A 20,269-nucleotide genomic window follows, 5' to 3' on the forward strand; every position below is an offset into this window, starting at 1 on the left:
TTTGCTTTGATGTAAACAGATGCCTCAACTTCAGGTACTCCAGGAACCCCTTACCGTCAGTGTGGTGGTGCCTCTATATAATAAGGCCGCGTATATTGAACAAACACTAAACTCAATTCTGGCGCAAACTCATCCTTCCCAGGAAATCATTGTTGTAGATGATGGCTCAACAGATGATGGTCCAGACTTGGTAAACGCGATGGAAGATGAGCGGATTCAGCTGATTTACCAAGATAATCAAGGTCCTGGTAGTGCGCGTAATCGAGGATTGCTGGCAGCAAACGCAAACTATGTGGCCTTTTTAGATGCTGATGATGAGTGGCTACCTAATTTCTTAGAAATAACGCTTAATCACTTGAGACAGCACCCCGACTGTGCCCTTTGTGTCACGGGTCAATATCGGGGTAAAAATCGGTCTGATTGGTGTAAGACGCTATCTGCTCTGGGGTTAACATCGGGACGATGGCAACTTCCCCATGGGTTACCGCCAGAGCAATTTAAACCCAACATTGATGTGCTCCACTCAGGAGCTATTGTGTGCGATCGCACCATCGTCAATCGTTTTGGTGGGTTTTATGACAAGCATCATTGCACCTATGGCGAAGACATTTATCTGTGGCTCCAGGTGATTCTCAACTATCCCATCTATCGGGATCTACAGCCCCTTATGTGGTATCACACCGAAGCCTCTGACCTGGCTGTCTGGAATCAGGTGCGACCGCCCTGGCCCATGTTACTTGAGCCCGAACCTCTGCGTCGCAGCTGTCCTGAAAGCTACCGTCCCCTACTAGAAAGTATTTTGAATACCTATGCTGCCATTGCCGCTTATCGTGCCACGACGGCTGAAGATTTGACCACAGTCAATCGTTTGTTTGACGCATTTCCCGAGGCCCGCAAGCAAATGTTTCAAGATTGGCGTAAACGGGTGGACTACCTGATTGCTAATGTGCCCAATTTGCGGCGAACTTTAAAAGGATTTAAGCGGGGCTCGTAGACGGGCATTACCTATTCTCCAGTGGTCATGGATGGGCAATGGCTAACCCTGATATTGAGCAACCACTTCGTCATAAATGCGTTCTAACTGGCGGGTATTTCTTTGCAGATCAAAATTTGCTGCTACGTGGGCTTGCCCTGCTTGGGCGAATTGCTGTCTCAATTCTGTGTCTTCCAATAGGCGGAGCAGATGTTTGGCTAGCTGCTCAGTATCTTTTTCTGGAGCCAGCAACCCAGTTTCGCCATGGATAACGGCTTCAGGAATGCCGCCCGTGGCAAAGCTCACAACCGGTAGCCCCATGGCCTGGGCCTCGGCAAAAACCATGCCAAAACCTTCCGCATCACCTGAGCGGGCGATGATACTGGGGCCACAAAATACCTGGGCGCGATTCATCCAGTGACGAACCTGCTCCGGAGACTGTTTGCCTAAAAATTGACCCCGTACAGAAAGCTGATCAGCAAGGGTTTGGAGGTGCGATCTCAATCCTCCATCTCCAATGATCACCAACTTTACCGGCGGCAACTGACGTTGCACCGCTGCCATGGCTCGTATCAGATACTCTCCCCCTTTTTTCTCGACCAGTCGTCCGACAAATAGCACCATGGGCTCTCGATCTAGATCCGGAGAGGGTTGAAAATATTGTCGGTCAATACCAATGTAATGCACCACAATCCTATGGGCATCTCCCCCCCTTAACAGCAATTGCTCACGGATAAACTCAGACACCGTAACGATACGGTTAGCAGCCGCCAATGCTCGGTCTCGTTTATGTAATAACAAGGCTCTAAAGAAATCCCCTTGACTACGTACTGTTGTCCATGAAGGGGTTTCCCAAGTAGCATCATAGCCATGAAAAGTAACCACCAGGGGAACGTTTAATTGCTGGCACAGCGGCAAGACTAAACCACCATCACTGCCAAAATGGGCATGCACCAGGTTAGGAGCATAGTGTTTTAAGACTTTTGTCCACCGAGGAGACGTAATGCCGCCAAACTTGTACAAGCCTTTCCACAGTCGACTGGGAAAGCCATGATCTCCCAAGACAACCATGTCTCGATGATTAAAATTATGATTTAATCGGCTCGTACCTACGTAGATAGCCCTGTAACACGAAAGGTTACCTCCTTGGGCGGGGATAAAGGTCTCTGAGTACGGTAAAAGCTGGTCACGATAAATTAAAACCGTGGACATAAGAAGCTTCTAGTCATTAGGATTTAGGCAATGCTGACGCTTTCTTGCCCAGCTTACTTTTCTTGCCCAGATCATGCGCTGGTATAAAGTCAGAAGAACTAGACTCGCCACGGTTATACAGACGTTGTTTCCAGGCATAAAAAGGACTTAACAAGCTGCTGATAAGTAACTGTAGTTCGGCTGCAGACACCACATCTCTATTTAAGTGACGATGATGTTTAACCAGATGCAGCAATAGCTTTCGGCAGTCATTGCCCATAAATAAGAGTACCCATAGCGGTCGCCGCCAGGGGGATATACCCACCATACGAGTGGCATACTTACTCAGACCAATGCCATGGAAAAAACGCAATAAATAACTTTTCTCAAAGCGCCAGCTGGGAATTTGATGCTCGATGTGCATCAGCGGATTGAACCAGATTTCCCAGTTTGCTTTTTTAAGATATAGCAATGCTTCCACATCCTCTCCTTTCAAGTTTAGAGAGTTTCCGACGGGACCTCTCAGTGTCAAAGGGTAGGGAACATTATCTAACCATGCCTGGCGTAAAATCACTAAGCCAGCTCCGGGAGGAACTAAGTTACTCATAGCGCGCCATCCCGTGGTGAAACAAACCTCCTCCTGGCGCTCTACCACAGGAATAAAGGGGGCAATGCGCTCAAAGTTGGCAGGTGGTGGGGTCTCATAGTTTGGATGAATCTGGCTCCCAAAAGCTGCTGCCTTGGGATGGGTACAGCCAAATTCATACGCCGACTGTACCCAATGGGAATCAGGAATATTGTCATCATCCAAAAAGCCAATCCACGTCCCCTGTGCTTCCACGATGGCACGACGACGGGCAAAAGAGGCCCCTTGTCGCGCTTCTAATACATATCTCAGCGAACATGCCGTCCATGTTTGCTGATACCTATGGACAATATCAACTGTCCCATCAACACTGTTATTATCAACGATAATTATTTCCCAATTGATGCTGCTCGAAATAGCCTGGAGACTGAGGGCATCTAGAATTTTAGGTAATGTTAAAGCACCGTTATAAAGACGAATAGCAACCGAAAAATCAATCATAGATTTGAGTAACGCTACAGTCGCCTGGGCACCTATAGGAACATATCTTACTGAATTCAGTTAAAACCACAGCTAAGTTGAGGAATTTACCTGACATTGAATTGTTTAAACTATGACTTAGCCAACTCACGGATGACAACAGTAAATTCGTATTAATACGTAGGATAGTAATTGAAGATTACATAGACGGTTGTAATACTAGAGGGTGAGACCTGGGACGTAGCAATATCCATACAGTTATAGCGCCATCCATATATCTGCTACCATGCAATGCCCTCAGTGTATTCACTACAAGATAACTGCGAAAGCTAATCAGTACCACCTAAAGAAGTGACCCCCAGGCAACCTAAATCAGCAAAAATCTAAAAATTTACAATTAAATCACCGTTTCATTAAGTGTCTGGGAAAAAGTATCTACCCCCTTTTGGTTAGGAGGAGTCACGTGTGACGGACCCATCAGTTAAGTGTTTCCCAAAAAGTGCATACCCCATACCCAAAAATCATTAATTCTCAAAAGTTAGTACATTCGACTTTAGTTTATATAAATGCAACTCCCCTGGCCATAGAGTTAACTGAACCTACGACCAAGGGAGTTTACAGCAATATTCAAGTTAGATGACCTTTACTCGTTTCACTAACCCGATGTTGGTGATGTGTTACGACAATGCTTTCTTGCTCATGCTGTACTTACCACCGCGGCCACGGTACCACTCACTGGTACGTGCACCAGCAGACAAGATATTAGAAACACGGTTACGTGCTTTCAAGAACGTAGCCTTAGGCATATCACTCTTGAAAATAGCATCCATAACCTCAGCAATTTTAAATGCCTCATCTGGCTGGGCCTTTAGGATGTTAGCAACAACATCAGGTAGAGGTGTCTTACGGAAAGGATCTTGCACATAGCGCTGCCAGTTAGGAGATTTGCCTCCACGGGGCTTGCGAGTAGCCTTAGCAGCGGGTGCTGCCGCTGCTGCTTTGGCCTTAGGGGCTTTTGCTTTAGGGGCAGCTTTTGCTTTTGCAGCTGTTTTAACAGATGGCTTGCGGCCACGACGCTTGCCAGGTTTCTTAGCAGGAGCAGGTTCAGGCGCTTCTTCCTCTTGTACGGTAGCAACCGCGCTGCTAAGAATTTCAGTAACATTGGCGGCAACACCATTAGTGTCACCGGTTGACTGAAACATGTTAATAACAGTCAAAAGGCCTTCGCGCTGTTTTGCGGCGGCGGAGAGTTGATCGCTTAGTGCTTCAACTTGAGAAGCCAACTGGGATTCAACTTCCTTGAGCTGATCAAGGACATTGGTAGCCATATCGGGTTAAACCTCACTTTGTTGCAATGAATTTGAGTGATATTTGAGAAAGATAGTCTCGTTGGTTTTTTAATTCTACAAACATATAGCACTAATTCAACAAGTTTTTAACACCAAAAAGATACCCAAACACAAAAAAGCACTATCATCGGCAGCTTTTTTGCCTCGCCAACAACCTCAATTTTCGAGATCAGATCCAACGGGTAGTCACGTTTGCTTGGGCAAAAACGGCAAAAGATACAACATATACATTTAAGCTACAACCTCCTAATGACAAAGGTTTTCAGGTTTGAAAACTAACGAGAAACAGCTTTAAAGAGCGCTTTATGAAGGATTTTTTTGCCTCCTCGGTGAGGGGGCTTTTGCAGTCATCCCCCTTAATTATTTTCTGGGAAAGAATCAGCAAAATTTTTCTAAAAATTTAGGAAGACAGAACAATGCAAACTGTTAATGATGAACCAAGTCTCCCTTTAAAAGAAGAAAAACTAGTTCATTTGAACTAGTTTTTCTTCTTTTATGAAATTGTCAATTGATTTATCCCCACCGCGTTGATTGTAAGTTAGGGGGAACATCCTGAAGTCGGCCTGGGCCAATCGCTTTGATGGCCTCTGATAAGTCAACATTACCCGTGTAGAGGGCTTTCCCAACAATCACACCGCTGACACCTAATGGGGCTACGCCTAACAGACTGAGTAAATCGCTTGTGGAACTCACCCCTCCCGACGCAATAATAGGGGTATCAATTTTTCCAGCGAGATCTCTAAGCGCGTCTAAATTGGGTCCTTTGAGGGTGCCATCCCGTTTAATGTCGGTGTAAATAATGGCAGCAGCCCCTAAATCTCCCATGCGGCGGGCAAGATCATCAGCCATAACACTGGAGGTTTCTAACCAGCCACGGGTAGCAACTTTGCCATCACGGGCATCAATCCCTACGAAAATACGTCCTGGAAACTCGGCACTGAGTTCTCCCACTACATCAGGATTCTCAACGGCAACAGTACCTAAGATGGCGTACTGTACGCCCAGTTCAAATAGCTCTGCTACACGGTTGCGATCGCGTAATCCTCCCCCCACTTGAACCGGTACATCAACGGCCTGAACAATCTCGGTAATTGCCTGCCAGTTCTCGGGTTTACCCGCTTTAGCACCGTCTAAATCTACCAGGTGAATGCGAGAAGCTCCCTGTTCTGCCCAGCGGCGAGCAACAGCCACCGGATCATCACCAAAGACCTGAGACTGGTCATAGTCTCCTTGAAATAAGCGAACACAGCGACCGCCGAGTAAATCAATGGCAGGGATCACATCCATAGTAAAAATCTACCGTTCGATAGGGTAAGTAATGGTTCAAATTGTACAGAAAAAGGGGAGAGGAAATCGTTAGCACCATGGGTAAGAGCCTTGAATGCCTGACCTTCTAGCTACTGTAAACAATCAGACTCCAGTGCCTAGAGATTATCCGTAATGTTATCTAGTAACTGTGATATCTGGTCACGATCTGGAGCCATGGGGCTATGGGTCAGATAGGTTTCTAAGTCACTGCGGGCAGCCAACAGGTTTTGCAATTGGTAATGAACTAATCCCCGATCTCGGCTGTTGCTGGGCTCATTGGGCAGCAGCAGGAGCAAATAATCAAGGATCATCAAAGTGTTTGTTAAGTCACGCCGATTCAGGTAAATTAGCTTCAAATTATTGAGAAGCCTTGCTAGAAGGGACTTATCGGTAATTGGAGCAAGATAGTGGCTGCTCCAAGCCGCATTGTCACCGTATAGCCGATGAAAAATAGCCTGACAATCGGTTGTAAAGAGGACCTCTCCCTGATTAAACGGGTCTATGTATACCTCCATCTCCTCAATCGTAGGGCGTGCTAAAAAATGTCCCGGCATGCCCACGCCAATCATCGGGAAATCTAACCGCTGAGCAACTTCTAGATACACCAGCGCCAGGGTAATGGGGATGCCTAATCGTCTTTCTAGCACCCGATTGAGATAGCTATTATCAGGATCGTAATACTCCATTTGGTTGCCCCTAAAGCCCAGTTCTCTGTAGAGATAGTGATTAATGGCCTGAATGGTCTTGAGGGGATAGGTAGAAATGTTAGGTCTGATAGCCGTTGCAATGGCATCCAGCTGTTGCAGAATCTCGGCGGGATCAAGCTCAGGATAAATTTCTTGCGCCGGACAGAGTGCGGCTGCAGCCAGGTTGCGAGTGGGCTGAGCAATCAATTGGCGAAACTGCTGTCGGGCCTGGGAGAAGCGCAGGGTCATGGAGATTGGTGAGGTTAAAAAGGCTTTGAGAGAGGGGTGATCAGGGGCGACAAGGACCGACAAAGGTCTTAGAGGAGCAGGGGGGAGTTAGTTGAATTTTGAGTGTTGAGTGAATGCCTGTGGATAGGAGTAATCCATGCATACGCAGGTAACTCAACACCAGAAACCAGGAACTAAGAGCCCATAACTCTTCCCTCTAACGTTGAGCTGAAGGCCCATCGTAGTCACTGCCACTGCCATAGATTAAGGCCTCTCTCCACCGTCGCCAATAGTAGCCAGCATCTTTGGCAGGAGTGGTTAGTATCTGATTGAGGGCGCTATAGATAGCCAAACTGAGATAATGTCCAGTCCAGTCTAAAACCGCTGGAACACCTACTTGGGGCAAAATTTTGGCGACAAGCATCGGATGATAAACAGAGGTGCGCAGTAACGTTTTTGCTAAGGGCAAGAACTGTACAACGTCTTGGAGAAATGGCCGTAGCACTGGCTCACCCAAGGCTGCCATATCTTGAAAAATGGTTGTTAGTAGGCTGTTGATGTGGTGTTGATCCAGGGATTGACCCATGGAAAGACTCATGGCTTTTTGAAACAGCCAGGTAACAGCAATATTCGGCTGATAAGGCTGTAACCAGCCAAGAGCGGCTGCATTCAGCTGATCTTGCCGTAAAGCATCATTGATGCCTGCACTCAGACGCGTTAGGTGCCGAATCATGGCCCCAAATCCGCCAAAACTGAGGGGAGACTGGTGGCCGCTAGCATCCCCAACTGCCAACAGCCGATCCCAAGAAAAACGTAGGGGGCTATTGCGATAAGCGGGGAAAAACCCAAACAAGGCCCGCTTAAAGTGAAGCTGCTCTAGGGAAACTCCTTGATAGTCAGGTAGTAACTGAAAGTAGTCTTCAAACAGGTCTTCTAGGGTGATGCGGTCGGGATGAGCATCGAGATAGGTGAACAGATAGGTGGTGCGGCCATCACGGGCGGGAAAAGCCTCCCAAAAATATTGGCACTGATTTTTAATCGGGGTGAATGAGGCAATTAGATCTCCGGTTTGATTATGTTCATATCCGGTGGCACAGGTTCCTACCACAAGACATACGGCATCAGGGGACTCTCCCTGACGGGCCTGCTGCACAATCGGGGAGAAATGGCCCATGGTATCGATCAGCAGACGGGTAACAAACGTGTGCTCACCTGCAGTCACTTGCACGCCATCGGGAGCCACCCGAGCCTTGGAGAAGGGGGTCTTTTCCAAAAGTTCACCCCCCGCATCTAGAAAGACTCGTTTCAGGGTATCGAGCAGATAAACCGGGTCAACGCCAACATTGAGCACATCGCGTACCCAGAGGTCTTCACCACCATCGAAGTAAACGCGGGCCGGATTATATTCCGTTGCGATCGCAGTCTCCAGTTCCGTCTCACTTAATAGACCAAGCTCAACAAATGTCCTTAACTCACTACGAGATATATTCCACTCCTGATCCCGTCCCTTCAGGATATTTCTTTCTAATAGGGCTACACGCCATCCCTGACGGGCCAGAGTAGCGCCTAAGAGAATGCCCAGGGTGCCACCACAAATGATGACATCATAGGTGTCAGACTGGTTCTCTAGGTCCAAGGGCTCAGTTTGGGTAGACACCACATCGGGCGTGGGAATCTGGCCATGGCGATAGTCATGCCATAGGGCATCAGCTCGTTGGAGACCAATATAGGGATTGCCAGGAATGGCTTGGAGAATGGTTTGGGTGGGGGACATGAGATCAGAAGCAGGGGAGGTAGAGGCAACAAAAACCGGAAATAAAGAAGCAGTCCAAACCTAATGGTCAAAAGACTACCCAAAAGAATTATCCCCGTGTTTCCAGCATAAGAGATGTAGGGTGCTGCATCGGGATAGCCCAGGTCTCGTTTCATGGTGTGAGTTGGGTTTCCCTTGGGAGTGCGTTTTAACACCAAACACCTGTGCTGATCTGGCCGATCTTCTTCAAGGGTTAGGGGACTGCACAAAAATAAAGACCCAGGTTGGGACTATAGATGGTTGGATGAGTGATGGGGTAATGGGGTGATTATTTAAGCGCAAGCGCCTTAACACATTTGGAGTGTCTGGAGAAAACTGAATAAATGACCCTCGCCACTCACCAACAGTCTTACGGATGTATATCCACTCTCACTCCATGTACCTGGTTGGATGCCATAGACGATCAGGAGGATAGTCGCGATCGCACCCCCAATCCCTACCAATCGCTGATTAAATACCTTTAGCCGTGTAGTATCTGGTGCTCGATATAGCAGAGCGTTAGTTGATTTTCTCAAAGCCAAGTAAGGCATTAAAGCCAAAGCTCCAAAGCCGAAAGAACTCACCACAAATGGCCAAGCCGGTAATGTCTGATCTCGTCCATCCGTCAAGACTAGACTGGCGTAGATAATTGGCCATAGCCCCATCAGATTAAACAAAACAACGGGGCAATGGGGTCAGATCAACCCATTGCCCCGCTGACAGTTGACAAATGACATCTAAGGTATCAGGGGTACTGGGTGGTGCCAGTAAGACTGCATAAGTTACAAAACCTAACCAAAGTGCTCCTAGGAAAAATGACTGCCATTGCCCTGTTAATGAGGGGGATATAGCAACCTCCTCGGATATCTTCATAAAGTTATGGTGTGTTGAAAGTTCAGATTTTCTTAAGTTTTAAGTTGGTATATCAACCAACATCAACCATCCCATTAATTGTACGAGGTGCCGTCTACTCTATAGAAGTGTCGCCAGTGTGACTTGCCTACCAGCACCTATTCGCCAGCGGCAATCTTTAAAACGCTAGGGTCCTAACCTAAGATGAGAGTTCACGAGTTCCTGCGGCTATACGAATCAGGCCATCGAAACTTTAAAGGAGTTAATCTGAGCGGTGCTGATCTGTCGAACTGCATTTTAGTTAATGTCGATTTGTCCGGTGCTAATTTGACGGCTGCTAACCTGAGTCGAGCCTTTCTCACCAAGGGACAATTTGTCGGTGCTCAGCTACAACGAACCAATTTGCAATTTGCCAAGCTGAGCGAGAGTAACTTTAGCCGTGCCAATCTCACCAAAATTGAGGGTCGTGGAACTTTTTGGATTAAATCTGATCTCTCCCATGCCCGGTTAAGTGGTGCTCAGCTGGCCCATGTAAACTTTCGCCAGAGTCGTTTACACTGTGCTAATTTTTGCGGCGCAGTCCTGGCTGGAGCTAACTTGCGAGAAGCCCAATTAAGGGGGGCCAATCTTGCCTGGGCCAACTTGAGCGATGCCCGTCTTTATGGTGCCGACATTACCGCTGTGCAATTTAATGGCGCACATTTAGAAGGGGCGCGGCTTAACGGCCTTAATTTTCAAGACTATGACCTGAACGGAATTAACTTTTCCCATGCCCATATGAAGGGAGCAAATTTGCAGGGAACTAACTTAACAGCCGCCAATTTTTCCCACGCTCAATTACAACATGCCAATCTGCAAAAGGCTCAAATGGTTGGGGCCAACTTGCACTATGCCCAACTGCAACGGGCTAATCTTGTGAATGTCGATCTTAGTCGCGCCAATATTGATCAAGCAGATTTAACAGGCGTCATACTCACCCATACAACCCTAGAAAAATCCAAGCCAGGAACTGTAGTCGTAAATCAAGGGATATTAGCGCGAAAATCAGTAAGTAAGTATTTCTGCCATTCAGTCTCAGACATCTGCAATAGCACCCAGAGTGCCCATGGGACTATTCTCTCCAGTTTCGGTTAGATCCCTTTAATGTTGTCTGGTTTAGATTTTAGCTTTGAGATATGACGTCATCTTCCCAACTGGGTCTCGTGTTAGTCACTACGGCTACTGAAACAGAAGCCCGTGCAATTGTTAAAAGCTTGATTGAGTCTAGATTGACAGCCTGCGTCACCTTGACTCCAATTCAATCAATTTATCGTTGGCAGGGGGCTGTTCACAGCGACTCTGAGTACCAATTGTCGATTAAAACTGACCTGGCGCTATTTGACCAAATTGCCGCACAGATAGAGCACCAGCACAGCTACGATTTGCCAGAGATTATAGCAGTCCCTATTGTTGAGAGCACTGAGAGTTACGGCCAGTGGGTGAGGGAACAGGTTGGTGAGAGAGCAAGTAGGGACTAGGGAATAGGGAGTGGGGCTACAGCTGTGAAAGGGATATCTTGATGGAGTTTTCCATTTCAACAGAAATAGCGCAGTCGTCCCTACTGTCCACTCCCTGAGTCCCATTCCCCCTTAAAACAGCTTCGCTGTTTGCGCCTTCACGTCATACTCGTACCGAGTCTTGTAGTCAGTGACTCCGTAGAGGTTAAAGGAAACTGTCGGTTCATCTCCTATGGGTTGTACCTGGTGAATTGCCCCTGGTGTAAAGCCAATAATGTCGCCAGGTACTAGATCTATCTCCCCAGCCGACTCTAGACGATGGGGCTTGTCTTCAGTGGGGGAACGTTGCCACAAATGATTTTTTTCCTCGCCACCAATCAAAGCAACAATCCCCCATGCTGAGTGGTTATGGATTGTTGATACTTGGCCAGGTGCCCAGGCCACCATTTGAACTGTTAGGGGAAATTCATATTCTCGATACAGAAATTTTACGGACCATCCAGTTTTTGGGGACGGTGCATCATACTCCATTTGTAACCAGTAGGAGCTAGTTAGTAGCTTACGGACAAGGGGCACAATCTTCTGAATACGAATACTGTCATCCTTCTCGTCTGCCAAAATGTCTTCTAAATCCGTTAAAAAGCGATACAGCCGATAAACACGTTTTGGGGGCTGCACATTATCCGTGCTTCCAAACGTGGTTGGCTGACCGTCATCGGTAATTAACCAGTTATGGTTTGTCATGGGCAAAGGGGCAAGAGTAGATTTATCAGACTAATGGCTTCATCTTAGATTCTCAAACACACAAAGATATAGCCATCCGCTGGTACTTAGAACATTGCCCTAATGTAACAGTGTTATATGAAAGAAACGTTTCATCTTGTAACAGCGGTGTGCTTACAGTCCGCACCTAGACACTGGGTTAAATTCTCTTGTCTGTAGCCTAATTCAGCTAATAGGCGGAGCAAACTTAAGCTATTTAGCTTTGAGGGGATTATAGCCATAAACCTTTTTGTGATTTTCAAGGTCAAACCAATTATCTTCTGCGTTATTCCTTAGAGCTCAAAGTGACTTACTGGGCAGGGCAAATAGTGCCAACGTTAGGGAATCTTAGCCAGTAGAACTCGACTCCGTTTACGCCCCCGGAACGCTTTTGGTGTATATGCTTAACTCACGCTCAAAACAGTACCTTCGTCGGTCTTTAACTTGGATGCTATTTACAGTTGTCTTGGCAACTGGATGTGGTCAAGCCAACTCGCAGGTGGATCCGAGCGTTCATATTGGCCCAGATGGTCAAGATATTCGGTGCACTAAAGATTCCTTATATGTTGAGCGGGGCCGTTACATATCTGGTAGCGACCAAAAGGAACGGGACTTTGCCTATCGTATTTCGGCCCAGTCTTTAGCGACTACGCCAGAAGAGGCCCTGGATATAGAAACTCGTTTACGCCAGCAGCGATGGTTTGATTTTGAACCTGAGGCTGGCAATCAACGTCTGGCAGCATTTTGCATTAGTCGCAATCTAGTTACAAACACAGATTATCAAGAGTTTGTGCTCGCAACTGGTTATCATCAGCCTGGCATCACTGCCGAGAACTACCAAGAGCAAAATATGCTGGTGCACTCCTATCAAGACCTGCGCCCATACTTTTGGCGGGGCTACCAGTTCCCTCCGGGTAAAGCGCAACACCCGGTTGTGCTGGTGTCTCAAAAAGATGCCTTAGCCTATGCCGCTTGGAAAAGCCAGGAAGATGGGCTTGAGTATCGACTGCCCACAGCTGACGAATGGGAAAAAGCAGCTCGCGGGATGGATGGACGTTATTTTGCCTGGGGTAGCGAATGGCAAGAGCAGGCTACAAACTGGCAGAAAAACGGACCCGAAGGAACTAGCCGTGTGGGTGCTTATCCCCTGAGTAAGAGTCCTTACGGTGTGGAAGACATGGCGGGCAATGTGTTTGAATTTACATCAACCGTATACGTGCAGGACGGTCAGGAGCGGGCCATTATGAAAGGGTGCGCCTGGGATGATCTGCCAGGATTTTGTCGGACTGCCTATCGCCATGGCCGACCTACGACCTATCGTCATATTTTGTTTGGATTTCGTTTGGTTTCGGACCCAAAACGCTAGTTTTGGCTGAAAAATCAGCTAAACTCCCTTGCCTTTCAGGTAATTAGCATCTTTTTCTCAGCCAACATTAAGGTTGATCGCGAATAATTATTCGCGGATTAATTTGTCGATTTGGTTTCGGCTGCATTATTATCTGTTCAATGCTTTAAGAGGAGCCCTCTGATGAAAGTTAATTATTTAGCGGCTGTTGCAGCTGCTTCTGTGTTGAGTGTTGGTGTTTTAACTGGTTGCGGCGGCGGCGGCGCAAATCCCTGTGCCGCTGACCCTTGCGCAGCACCCACTGAAGAAGTTGCTCCCTGTGCAGCTCCTTGTGCGGCTGATCCTTGTGCGGCTGACCCCTGTGCGGCTGATCCCTGTGCGGCTGATCCTTGTGCGGCTGACCCCTGTGCAGGCAGCTAACGTCTAGTACAGCTCAAAGACAACTGGATATTTACAAATTCAGCTTCCTGAAATTAGTTTCAGGAAGCTTTTGCTATGGTGACTGTGCCACAGCTAACACCACAGGAAGACTGCTATGAAGGTTGCATTTATTGGCCTTGGTACTATGGGCATGCCCATGGCCCTAAATTTGCTAGCTACAGGCCATCAGCTCATTGTCCATAATCGTAGTCGCGATCGCGAATTACCCCTGGTCGAGGCAGGTGCCCAGCGAGCCGCCACACCCGCTGCTGCTGCCACAGAGGCTGAAATTATTGTAATTTGCGTTAGCGATACGCCCGACGTTGAAGCAGTGCTTCTCGGGCCTGAGGGTGTGATTTCAGGAGCACAGCCCAATAGTTTAGTCATCGACATGTCCACCATTAGCCCCACGGTCACCCGAGCCATTGCAGCTGAGCTGGCTGAGCAGCAGATTGCCATGTTGGATGCTCCCGTATCCGGCGGTTCAGAAGGGGCGACCAACGGCACTCTATCCATCATGGTGGGGGGGAAGCTGAAGCACTAACTAAAGCGATGCCTGTCCTGCAGGCCCTGGGTAAAACAATTACCCACGTTGGCCCCATCGGTGCTGGGCAAACCACCAAGGCCATTAATCAGATCGTTGTTGCAGGTACCTTTTGGGCCGTTGCTGAAGGGTTAGCTCTGGGGCTAAAAGCGGAGTTGGATATGGAAAAAGTCGTCCAGGCCGTGGGTGGTGGTGCGGCTAGTTCTTGGGCCTTTACCAATCGGTCTGGCAATATGCTCGATAATACCTATCCCCTTGGGTTCCGGATGCGGCTGCACCGCAAAGATTTGCTCATTGCTCTGGAGGCAGCCCGCGAACTGGGGTTGCCACTACCCATGGCAGCCTATGTGGAGCAGATTGAGAGTGGGCTGATCGCTCAGGGCTTTGGGGATGAAGATATGTCAGCGATTGCTCGTAGTCTGCGAGAGATGGGGGGGATCTAAAGGGTGTACGGAGATCGGACGGGAGGACCCTGCCCGCTTTCCGCATCAGGAGCTTAAGGTACGCCGATGGTGGTGATGTATAGCACGGCCTCATCCTCGGGGATGCCGAGGACGTCATTGACCTGATCGTCAAAGAACCCGGCAATGCCGCTCACACCGAGACCTAAGCGTGTGGCTGCCACATTCAGCCGCTGCCCTAGATGACCGGCATCCATGTGCAAATAGCGATATGTCCGATCACAATGGCGCTCAACGGCCTGTTTCAAATTGGCCGTATGCATAATGGCCACACTGGCATCACGGCCTAAGTGCTGTTCTAAGCAAAGATGATGTAGCTCGCGCCGGAAATGCTTAAACCGCACCTGTCGTAGGGTGGTTTCTGCCGGATCGTAGTAATAGCAGCCTGCATCCAGATTGTTGACGGCCAACACGACGATAAACGTCTGAATCAGGCTCAAATCAAAATAGTCGGGCTGCGGGTCGAACCCTTGTTCGCTATAGTTTTCAGGGTGATAGGTAAAATCCAGCAGCTGCCGTAGAGGATCCAAGGAAATTGCCGCACCCCGATAACGGCGAGTCGAACGCCGGTGCAGCATAGATTTAGTCAAATACTCCAGCCCTTCTCCCCAACTGATAGGGGCTACTTTGGTACTGGCGTTATTGCCAAATGGAAACGCATACTGGGAGCCAGCGAGTTGAGGCGAATGATCTAACCGGGCTTGCTCCAGACTTTTATCTGGCTGAGGGGTAATTTTGCTGGCCTGATGCAGTGCGGCCAGCAGCTGACCGTCATCTACCGTCACCCCATGCTCAGATACCTGTAAATCACTGGACAATGTGGTGCAGCCCCGGGGTAGGTTCTGCTCGACCTGTAGCAAATCGGCCAGGGCTAAAACCGCGATCGCACCCTCCTCTTCTGGGTTCAGGTACAGCAGATCATTCACCGCATCATCCACAAATCCACCGATCAGATGGGGGCGATAGTCACACAGCGATGCCGCCAGATCCACATTGCCCAATAAATGGCCTGTGTCCAGACATACCCGACGATAGGCCCGGGCCTGATAACGCCAGACCGAACGCTGGAACACAACGCTGGTCACCATCGCCAGGTGAGTGTGCTCCAGGGCCGGATGCCAAAAACAAGCCTCCTGCAATCGCTGCCACGGATGATCGTCCCAGAACCGCACCAAACTATGGGTCTTGACCTGGTAATTGTATAAACCAGCAGGCAGATGGGATGTGCCCCGGGAAATCAAGTAAACTTCTGCCGGGTACAGCGCACCGGCGGATGGGGCCGAACGCAGATAAACCGTATCCCCTATCGTGCTGGTAAATTTGGCCGTTAACCCATAGCTGTGGAATAAAAATTGCGATAGCCGCTGCCACCATTGATCGCTGGGACGTTCCACCGCTCCTAAATAGCCCTGTAGATCAAACCGGCTGCCCAAGGGATAACGTTTGTAAACTTCAGGCTGGTCAGCCCAGTTTAGGGTTCCTTGGGGCAGCGCATCGGGGAAATACTTAGTGCGTTGGTGATAGTGATAGGCGAGAGAGCGCGATGCCTTAGTCATGGCTGTGCAGTGGAGCTATCGATTGAGTGGATACCCAAGGCCGAGGATGCCCCCGAAAATCTTAAGTGACGCTTAAGAAAGCCTTTTTTCTACGATATGTATCTTAATTTACATTCTGTAACATCTTGCTTTCAGGTGCCAAACATTTCTGGAGCAATATTTATTGAGCCAGTTGGAGGCTGGCCTTATCGCAAGTGGCAGGTATCCAATTCAATTTTGACGTAGATGGGTATGACGGTTGATGAATTCTTAGCGGCCTATCAAGCTGGGAAACGTGACTTTCAAGACATTGTGCTAGAAGCAGCTAACTTATTTGATTGCGATATCCGCAACTGTGATCTCACGGGTGCTCACCTGCAGGGAGCCTATTTACCCTATGCCAAGCTCAGTCGGGTGCGGTTAATTGAGGCCACCTTAACGGATGCCAATCTGGGTAATGCCTTACTACAGGCTTCAGATTTGTCGCAAGCTAACCTACAGCGGGCCATCCTGTCCTATGGGAATTTGCGGGGAGCCAAGTTATCTGACGCGACGTTGTATCAGGCCAACCTTTACAGGGCTGACTTAACCGGGGCTGATTTAACGGGAGCCGATCTACGTCAGGTGAATTTAAGTCGGGCCAACTTAACCCAGGCCAACTTAACCCAGGTAGATTTGCGGGGTGCTAATTTATTCCGGGCCCGGCAGGTGGATTTAAGTGACGTGATATGCGATCGCACCACCATTGGTCCCGATGGTTATCCTATAGAAAATAGCGAGAATGAATTGTAGAGGCGTTCCGGTGGAACGCCTCTACAAGCCGCCCTAGCTCAGGTATGCTATGAGCAGTCTTTAAGACCTGTCCTGCCCTTCCCCTCTATGACTGTGAGCGCATCATCAAAATCCGCTAATTGGCCAAAGTTGGCCCTCATGCTGATCTTAATGTGTGCTCCCATTCGACCGGGTCATGCCCAGACGGACACCACGATCACATCCTTGGGTAACAGCTCCACGGCTGAAGCGACGACGGCTGTGAATCAGCGTCCTGACGATGCTGGTGATTCTTCTGACTGGAGCATTGTGCTGCTGAGCATTTTGATCGGCACCTTGATCTTGCTCCTGGGGATGGGGATGGCCATGCTCTGGGTAATGCGCAGTGCGGTGGAAACAGAAATCACCAAGAATGTGACTAAAAACGTCCTTGGTCAGCTCAATGAAATCGAAAACCTGGAGAGCAAGATCCAGGCTGCCACCCGTAGAATTGATGGCATTTTGGCTGAGGCTGACGACCGCGCCGATGAGCTGGTGGAACGCTCCACCAGTTTTCAGCGAGACCTGACCACCCAGCGCAATAGTTTAACCAAGCTACTGGCGGATATTACTGACCTGAAGGCACGAACCGTTAAAGATTGGCAAACGGAGCTGGATAATGCTCGCCAGTCTTTTGGCACGACCCAAACCGATTTTCTGCAAGAGCTGGATAACCTGAAACAGACCACGATTCAGCAGCTGCAAACTCTCCAAGCCGATACCCGGCGGCAGCAACAGTCTGTATTTCAGGGGTTAGATACTGCCCAGTCCACCCTGGATAATCATTTGGCAGGTCTTAAAGCCACCGCTGACCATCGCCAAGGTATTTATCTCGATGAGCTAGAGCGCAAAGAATCTATCTTTTCTGACGAGATTGGTACACTACAGGCCAACACCATTGAGCAGCGAGATCGCTGGTTAGAAAAGCTGACCAGCCTGGAAAAAAATATTGGCCCCCAGCTGGAAGATTTGCGTAAGGCAATGAAAGCACAGCTGGAGCAGCAGCGGGACAACATTATCGAAGAAATGCAGCAGGATCGGGGGGACTTTACCCAGGAAATGCAGCAAAGCCGGGGAGAATTTGCCCAGCAGCTGAACGAGATGCAGGCTAATGCCCTGGGCCATAAAGAATTAGCACTGCAGACCATTGAACGTTCAGTGGGTGACCTGCAACAGCAGTTTCAGCAGCTGCGTAACGATATTGAAGGCCGCAAAGCTGACCTGATGCAGCAGTTACGTCAGTCCACCGATGACTTTTTGACCCAGTTTGCCACCCTCCGAGTGGATGTGGAAGGTCGTAAAGGGGTGCTGTTAGGGGATATGGACCAGGTGGCCGCCAACTTTAAGCACCAGCTAGAACGACTGCAAGGGGACCTCAGCACCGAGCGAGATGAGTCATTTCGAGCATTGCAGCAGACGGCTAACAGTTTTGCCAATCAGCTCAGCCAGTTGCAAAGTGAAACAGGTGATCAGCAGTCTCGCACGCTGCAGACTATTGATGGCGCTGCCCGCGAATTTAACCGTCAGCTTACGGAGCTGCAGTCCAGTGTGACCCAGCAGCAGCAAGAATCACTGCAAAGTCTGCAGCAGCTTGAGGGCGAGTTTACCCAGCAATTGGGGCAAGTGCGTGATGTGGTGTTTGGCCGTCGCGACGTGGTGATCGACAAGCTGGATCAGTTTGATGCCAGCCTGGGGACGCAGATCAATGAGCTGGCGAATGCCGCCCGTAGTCGTCAGCAGGAAGCCCAGCAGCGGCTAATGGTGATTGTTGAGCGCTTTGCTACAGCCCTTGACGACCTGAAAACCCGGTTTGAAGGAGAGCAGTCTACCTCAGCCGCTGATTTGGAGCAGCTAAAACAGAGCTTTGCGGAGCAGCTGGATAGCTTGCAAACTGATGCCAAGGTGCAAAAGGACCAGATTATGCGCCAGTTAGGGGAAGTGACGCCTGAATATGTGGCTGATTCGTTTGTGGATACGGCTCAAACTCAACTGCAAAGCCTGACCGAGCGCCTGGCACGGCTACAGTCTAATCGCCCCGAGCTGTTTGAGACCATTGACGAGCTTGTGGCCGAGGCTGAAGGCCAGATTGAAGCCGGTAATTTAGAAGATGCGATCGCAACCTACGATCGAGCCCTAGCCATCCAGCCAAACAATGCGGAACTGTGGTTAGCCCGCAGTAAACCCCTCACCCAGCTGAAACGTCGTGATGAGGCCCTAACGGCGTTGCAAAAGGTGATTGACCTGGAACCCCAGCGCAAAGAAGCCTGGTATCAACGCGGTCTAGTACTGCGTGAGCTACGTCGCTATGACGATGCCCTGACCACCTTTGAACGGGTGATTGAACTCAATGATACGGACCCAAGAGCCTGGCTCAATAAGGGCATGGTGCTCAGCCGTCTCAAGCAGCGAGAAAAGGCAATTATTTCCTTTGATAAGGCCATTGCCCTTAACCCCACTTACCACGAAGCCTGGGTGAACCGTGGAGTGGCCTACGGTATTTTGCAACAGCCAGAGGAAGCATTTAAGTCCTTTGATAAGGCAGTCAAGATTCAGGAAAACGACGGTGTGGCCTGGCTAAATCGGGGATTGGCACTGTTGGATCTAGAGCGCTTTGAAGATGCGGTACCGTCGTTTGAGCAGGCCACACGGTTTAAGCCAGATTTAGTCAAGGCCTGGGATAATCGCGGATTGGCACTCGTTAAGCTGGGTCGAGACCGGGATGCCCTCAAGAGTTTTGAAAAAGCACTGGAGTTAAACCCGGCCTATGCAAAGACGTACTACAACCGTGCCGTTTGTTATGCCCTACAGCGGGAGACTGATAAGTCCCTAGAAAATTTGCAGAAAGCGGTGCAGATTGATCCGCGCTATAAAGAAGAAGCCCAGGCAGACGAGAGCTTTGAAGATATTTGGCAGGACAACTGGTTCAAAGAGTTAGTGGCGTAGGTTGGGTTGAATTTTGAGAAACCCAACAATCTAAATACGCGAGAAGGAACTAGGTCAGCTGTCATTAAGTCTGCTAGGTTTAGCGATCGCATTTCAAACCCATGAAAAACCGCTTAAATATCCGAGATACCAACACCCTGGGTGATGATGGCCCCATGCTGGTACTAGATTTTTTAACCGAACAGATTACGGTGCGAGAGCTAATTCGCAGTCGGGTTTATCAAGAAGTGAAAGACTTTAATGCGAAGCAGCCGGACGTTTTTACAGGATTGGTGCAACCCACTGAAACCGAACAGACACTAAACGGTTACAAACTGCGTAAACCCCGCAAGATTAACTGGGAAGCTCAGTTTGAAAAAGCCATTACCGCCTTTCAAAGTAACGGCTTTATCATTTTGGTGGATGACGAACAAGTGACGGAGCTGGAAGACGAGATCACCATTGCCCCTGAGACTTCGGTCACCTTTATGAAATTGGTCCCCCTGGTGGGCGGTTAGTTGGGAGGTTA

Annotated in this window: 19 protein-coding genes; 10 read left to right on the plus strand and 9 right to left on the minus strand. The window is 49.0% G+C overall.

Annotation, left to right across the window (positions count from 1 at the left end; all coding sequences use genetic code 11):
* The first annotated feature begins 19 nt into the window (after positions 1 to 19).
* Positions 20 to 994 carry a glycosyltransferase family 2 protein gene (locus U2F10_RS12400; protein WP_163699481.1) on the plus strand — a complete coding sequence of 325 codons (975 nt, stop codon included), beginning with the start codon at positions 20 to 22 and terminating at the stop codon, positions 992 to 994.
* Positions 995 to 1,036: 42 nt separating this feature from the next.
* Here U2F10_RS12400 and U2F10_RS12405 read toward each other — a convergent pair whose 3' ends face one another.
* The 7 genes from U2F10_RS12405 to U2F10_RS12435 all read right to left on the minus strand — a co-directional run bounded on the left by U2F10_RS12405 (position 1,037) and on the right by U2F10_RS12435 (position 9,258).
* Entirely contained in the window at positions 1,037 to 2,044 is a 1,008-nt protein-coding gene (locus U2F10_RS12405) for a glycosyltransferase (RefSeq protein ID WP_250564926.1), read from the minus strand.
* Positions 2,045 to 2,201: 157 nt separating this feature from the next.
* Entirely contained in the window at positions 2,202 to 3,251 is a 1,050-nt protein-coding gene (gene hpsE / locus U2F10_RS12410) for a hormogonium polysaccharide biosynthesis glycosyltransferase HpsE (protein ID WP_163699483.1), read from the minus strand.
* A gap of 656 nt (positions 3,252 to 3,907) precedes the next feature.
* Entirely contained in the window at positions 3,908 to 4,558 is a 651-nt protein-coding gene (locus U2F10_RS12415) for a hypothetical protein (protein ID WP_163699485.1), read from the minus strand.
* A 534-nt stretch (positions 4,559 to 5,092) separates the two neighbouring features.
* Complete coding sequence (gene hisA, locus U2F10_RS12420; RefSeq protein WP_163664317.1) at positions 5,093 to 5,866, minus strand: 1-(5-phosphoribosyl)-5-[(5-phosphoribosylamino)methylideneamino]imidazole-4-carboxamide isomerase; 774 nt, start codon at positions 5,864 to 5,866, stop codon at positions 5,093 to 5,095.
* Positions 5,867 to 6,003: 137 nt separating this feature from the next.
* Positions 6,004 to 6,822, minus strand: a complete 819-nt coding sequence (locus U2F10_RS12425) for a SirB1 family protein (protein WP_348918705.1) — start codon at positions 6,820 to 6,822, stop codon at positions 6,004 to 6,006.
* A gap of 196 nt (positions 6,823 to 7,018) precedes the next feature.
* On the minus strand, positions 7,019 to 8,575 hold the full coding sequence (locus U2F10_RS12430; protein WP_163699487.1) for an FAD-dependent oxidoreductase: 1,557 nt from the start codon (positions 8,573 to 8,575) through the stop codon (positions 7,019 to 7,021).
* Positions 8,576 to 8,901: 326 nt separating this feature from the next.
* Positions 8,902 to 9,258, minus strand: coding sequence for a hypothetical protein (locus U2F10_RS12435; RefSeq protein ID WP_163699489.1), 357 nt, complete (start codon positions 9,256 to 9,258; stop codon positions 8,902 to 8,904).
* 391 nt (positions 9,259 to 9,649) lie between these two features.
* Here U2F10_RS12435 and U2F10_RS12440 point away from each other — a divergent pair, with 391 nt between their 5' ends.
* Both U2F10_RS12440 and cutA read left to right on the plus strand, forming a co-directional pair.
* Positions 9,650 to 10,579 (plus strand): pentapeptide repeat-containing protein, encoded by a 930-nt coding sequence (locus U2F10_RS12440; protein ID WP_163699491.1) that lies wholly within the window; start codon positions 9,650 to 9,652, stop codon positions 10,577 to 10,579.
* Between the two features lie 41 nt (positions 10,580 to 10,620).
* A complete protein-coding gene (cutA, locus tag U2F10_RS12445; protein ID WP_163699493.1) occupies positions 10,621 to 10,962 on the plus strand; it encodes a divalent-cation tolerance protein CutA in 342 nt (113 codons plus the stop codon).
* Between the two features lie 111 nt (positions 10,963 to 11,073).
* Here the strand turns inward: cutA and U2F10_RS12450 are convergent, their stop codons facing one another.
* Positions 11,074 to 11,685 (minus strand): cysteine dioxygenase family protein, encoded by a 612-nt coding sequence (locus U2F10_RS12450; protein ID WP_163664310.1) that lies wholly within the window; start codon positions 11,683 to 11,685, stop codon positions 11,074 to 11,076.
* A gap of 466 nt (positions 11,686 to 12,151) precedes the next feature.
* On the opposite strand from U2F10_RS12450, the gene U2F10_RS12455 reads away from it, so the two are divergent.
* The 4 genes from U2F10_RS12455 to U2F10_RS12470 all read left to right on the plus strand — a co-directional run bounded on the left by U2F10_RS12455 (position 12,152) and on the right by U2F10_RS12470 (position 14,455).
* Complete coding sequence (locus U2F10_RS12455) at positions 12,152 to 13,069, plus strand: formylglycine-generating enzyme family protein (protein ID WP_163699495.1); 918 nt, start codon at positions 12,152 to 12,154, stop codon at positions 13,067 to 13,069.
* Positions 13,070 to 13,231: 162 nt separating this feature from the next.
* Positions 13,232 to 13,468 (plus strand): hypothetical protein, encoded by a 237-nt coding sequence (locus tag U2F10_RS12460; RefSeq protein ID WP_163699497.1) that lies wholly within the window; start codon positions 13,232 to 13,234, stop codon positions 13,466 to 13,468.
* 115 nt (positions 13,469 to 13,583) lie between these two features.
* Positions 13,584 to 14,012 carry an NAD(P)-dependent oxidoreductase gene (locus U2F10_RS12465; protein ID WP_499872271.1) on the plus strand — a complete coding sequence of 143 codons (429 nt, stop codon included), beginning with the start codon at positions 13,584 to 13,586 and terminating at the stop codon, positions 14,010 to 14,012.
* 8 nt (positions 14,013 to 14,020) lie between these two features.
* Complete coding sequence (locus U2F10_RS12470; protein WP_499872273.1) at positions 14,021 to 14,455, plus strand: NAD(P)-dependent oxidoreductase; 435 nt, start codon at positions 14,021 to 14,023, stop codon at positions 14,453 to 14,455.
* Positions 14,456 to 14,508: 53 nt separating this feature from the next.
* Here U2F10_RS12470 and U2F10_RS12475 read toward each other — a convergent pair whose 3' ends face one another.
* Positions 14,509 to 16,029: a SagB/ThcOx family dehydrogenase gene (locus U2F10_RS12475; RefSeq protein ID WP_163664302.1), complete on the minus strand. Its 1,521-nt coding sequence runs from the start codon at positions 16,027 to 16,029 to the stop codon at positions 14,509 to 14,511.
* Between the two features lie 225 nt (positions 16,030 to 16,254).
* Between U2F10_RS12475 and U2F10_RS12480 the strand changes: the two genes are divergently transcribed.
* From U2F10_RS12480 to U2F10_RS12490, 3 genes are all read left to right on the plus strand, one after another.
* Positions 16,255 to 16,800 carry a pentapeptide repeat-containing protein gene (locus U2F10_RS12480; RefSeq protein ID WP_163664300.1) on the plus strand — a complete coding sequence of 182 codons (546 nt, stop codon included), beginning with the start codon at positions 16,255 to 16,257 and terminating at the stop codon, positions 16,798 to 16,800.
* An 87-nt stretch (positions 16,801 to 16,887) separates the two neighbouring features.
* A complete protein-coding gene (locus U2F10_RS12485) occupies positions 16,888 to 19,761 on the plus strand; it encodes a tetratricopeptide repeat protein (RefSeq protein ID WP_499872275.1) in 2,874 nt (957 codons plus the stop codon).
* A gap of 101 nt (positions 19,762 to 19,862) precedes the next feature.
* Positions 19,863 to 20,258, plus strand: coding sequence for a hypothetical protein (locus U2F10_RS12490; protein WP_163664296.1), 396 nt, complete (start codon positions 19,863 to 19,865; stop codon positions 20,256 to 20,258).
* Positions 20,259 to 20,269 lie beyond the last annotated feature (11 nt).

It is taken from the genome of Leptothoe sp. EHU-05/26/07-4, assembly GCF_043421015.1.
In the GTDB taxonomy this organism is placed as follows: Bacteria; Cyanobacteriota; Cyanobacteriia; order Phormidesmidales; family Phormidesmidaceae; genus Leptothoe; species Leptothoe turfae.

What these genes read in the sequence shown, in the direction of transcription:
- U2F10_RS12475 (WP_163664302.1), bottom strand. Translation starts at nt 16,029, where the DNA reads ATGACTAAGGCATCGCGCTCTCTCGCCTATCACTATCACCAACGCACT.
- cutA (WP_163699493.1), top strand. Translation starts at nt 10,621, where the DNA reads ATGACGTCATCTTCCCAACTGGGTCTCGTGTTAGTCACTACGGCTACT.
- U2F10_RS12400 (WP_163699481.1), top strand. Translation starts at nt 20, where the DNA reads ATGCCTCAACTTCAGGTACTCCAGGAACCCCTTACCGTCAGTGTGGTG.
- hpsE (WP_163699483.1), bottom strand. Translation starts at nt 3,251, where the DNA reads ATGATTGATTTTTCGGTTGCTATTCGTCTTTATAACGGTGCTTTAACA.
- U2F10_RS12415 (WP_163699485.1), bottom strand. Translation starts at nt 4,558, where the DNA reads ATGGCTACCAATGTCCTTGATCAGCTCAAGGAAGTTGAATCCCAGTTG.
- U2F10_RS12430 (WP_163699487.1), bottom strand. Translation starts at nt 8,575, where the DNA reads ATGTCCCCCACCCAAACCATTCTCCAAGCCATTCCTGGCAATCCCTAT.
- U2F10_RS12440 (WP_163699491.1), top strand. Translation starts at nt 9,650, where the DNA reads ATGAGAGTTCACGAGTTCCTGCGGCTATACGAATCAGGCCATCGAAAC.
- U2F10_RS12455 (WP_163699495.1), top strand. Translation starts at nt 12,152, where the DNA reads ATGCTATTTACAGTTGTCTTGGCAACTGGATGTGGTCAAGCCAACTCG.
- U2F10_RS12405 (WP_250564926.1), bottom strand. Translation starts at nt 2,044, where the DNA reads ATGGTTGTCTTGGGAGATCATGGCTTTCCCAGTCGACTGTGGAAAGGC.
- U2F10_RS12470 (WP_499872273.1), top strand. Translation starts at nt 14,021, where the DNA reads ATGCCTGTCCTGCAGGCCCTGGGTAAAACAATTACCCACGTTGGCCCC.
- U2F10_RS12425 (WP_348918705.1), bottom strand. Translation starts at nt 6,822, where the DNA reads ATGACCCTGCGCTTCTCCCAGGCCCGACAGCAGTTTCGCCAATTGATT.
- U2F10_RS12450 (WP_163664310.1), bottom strand. Translation starts at nt 11,685, where the DNA reads ATGACAAACCATAACTGGTTAATTACCGATGACGGTCAGCCAACCACG.
- U2F10_RS12485 (WP_499872275.1), top strand. Translation starts at nt 16,888, where the DNA reads ATGACTGTGAGCGCATCATCAAAATCCGCTAATTGGCCAAAGTTGGCC.
- U2F10_RS12490 (WP_163664296.1), top strand. Translation starts at nt 19,863, where the DNA reads ATGAAAAACCGCTTAAATATCCGAGATACCAACACCCTGGGTGATGAT.
- U2F10_RS12465 (WP_499872271.1), top strand. Translation starts at nt 13,584, where the DNA reads ATGAAGGTTGCATTTATTGGCCTTGGTACTATGGGCATGCCCATGGCC.
- U2F10_RS12480 (WP_163664300.1), top strand. Translation starts at nt 16,255, where the DNA reads ATGGGTATGACGGTTGATGAATTCTTAGCGGCCTATCAAGCTGGGAAA.
- hisA (WP_163664317.1), bottom strand. Translation starts at nt 5,866, where the DNA reads ATGGATGTGATCCCTGCCATTGATTTACTCGGCGGTCGCTGTGTTCGC.
- U2F10_RS12460 (WP_163699497.1), top strand. Translation starts at nt 13,232, where the DNA reads ATGAAAGTTAATTATTTAGCGGCTGTTGCAGCTGCTTCTGTGTTGAGT.
- U2F10_RS12435 (WP_163699489.1), bottom strand. Translation starts at nt 9,258, where the DNA reads ATGGGGCTATGGCCAATTATCTACGCCAGTCTAGTCTTGACGGATGGA.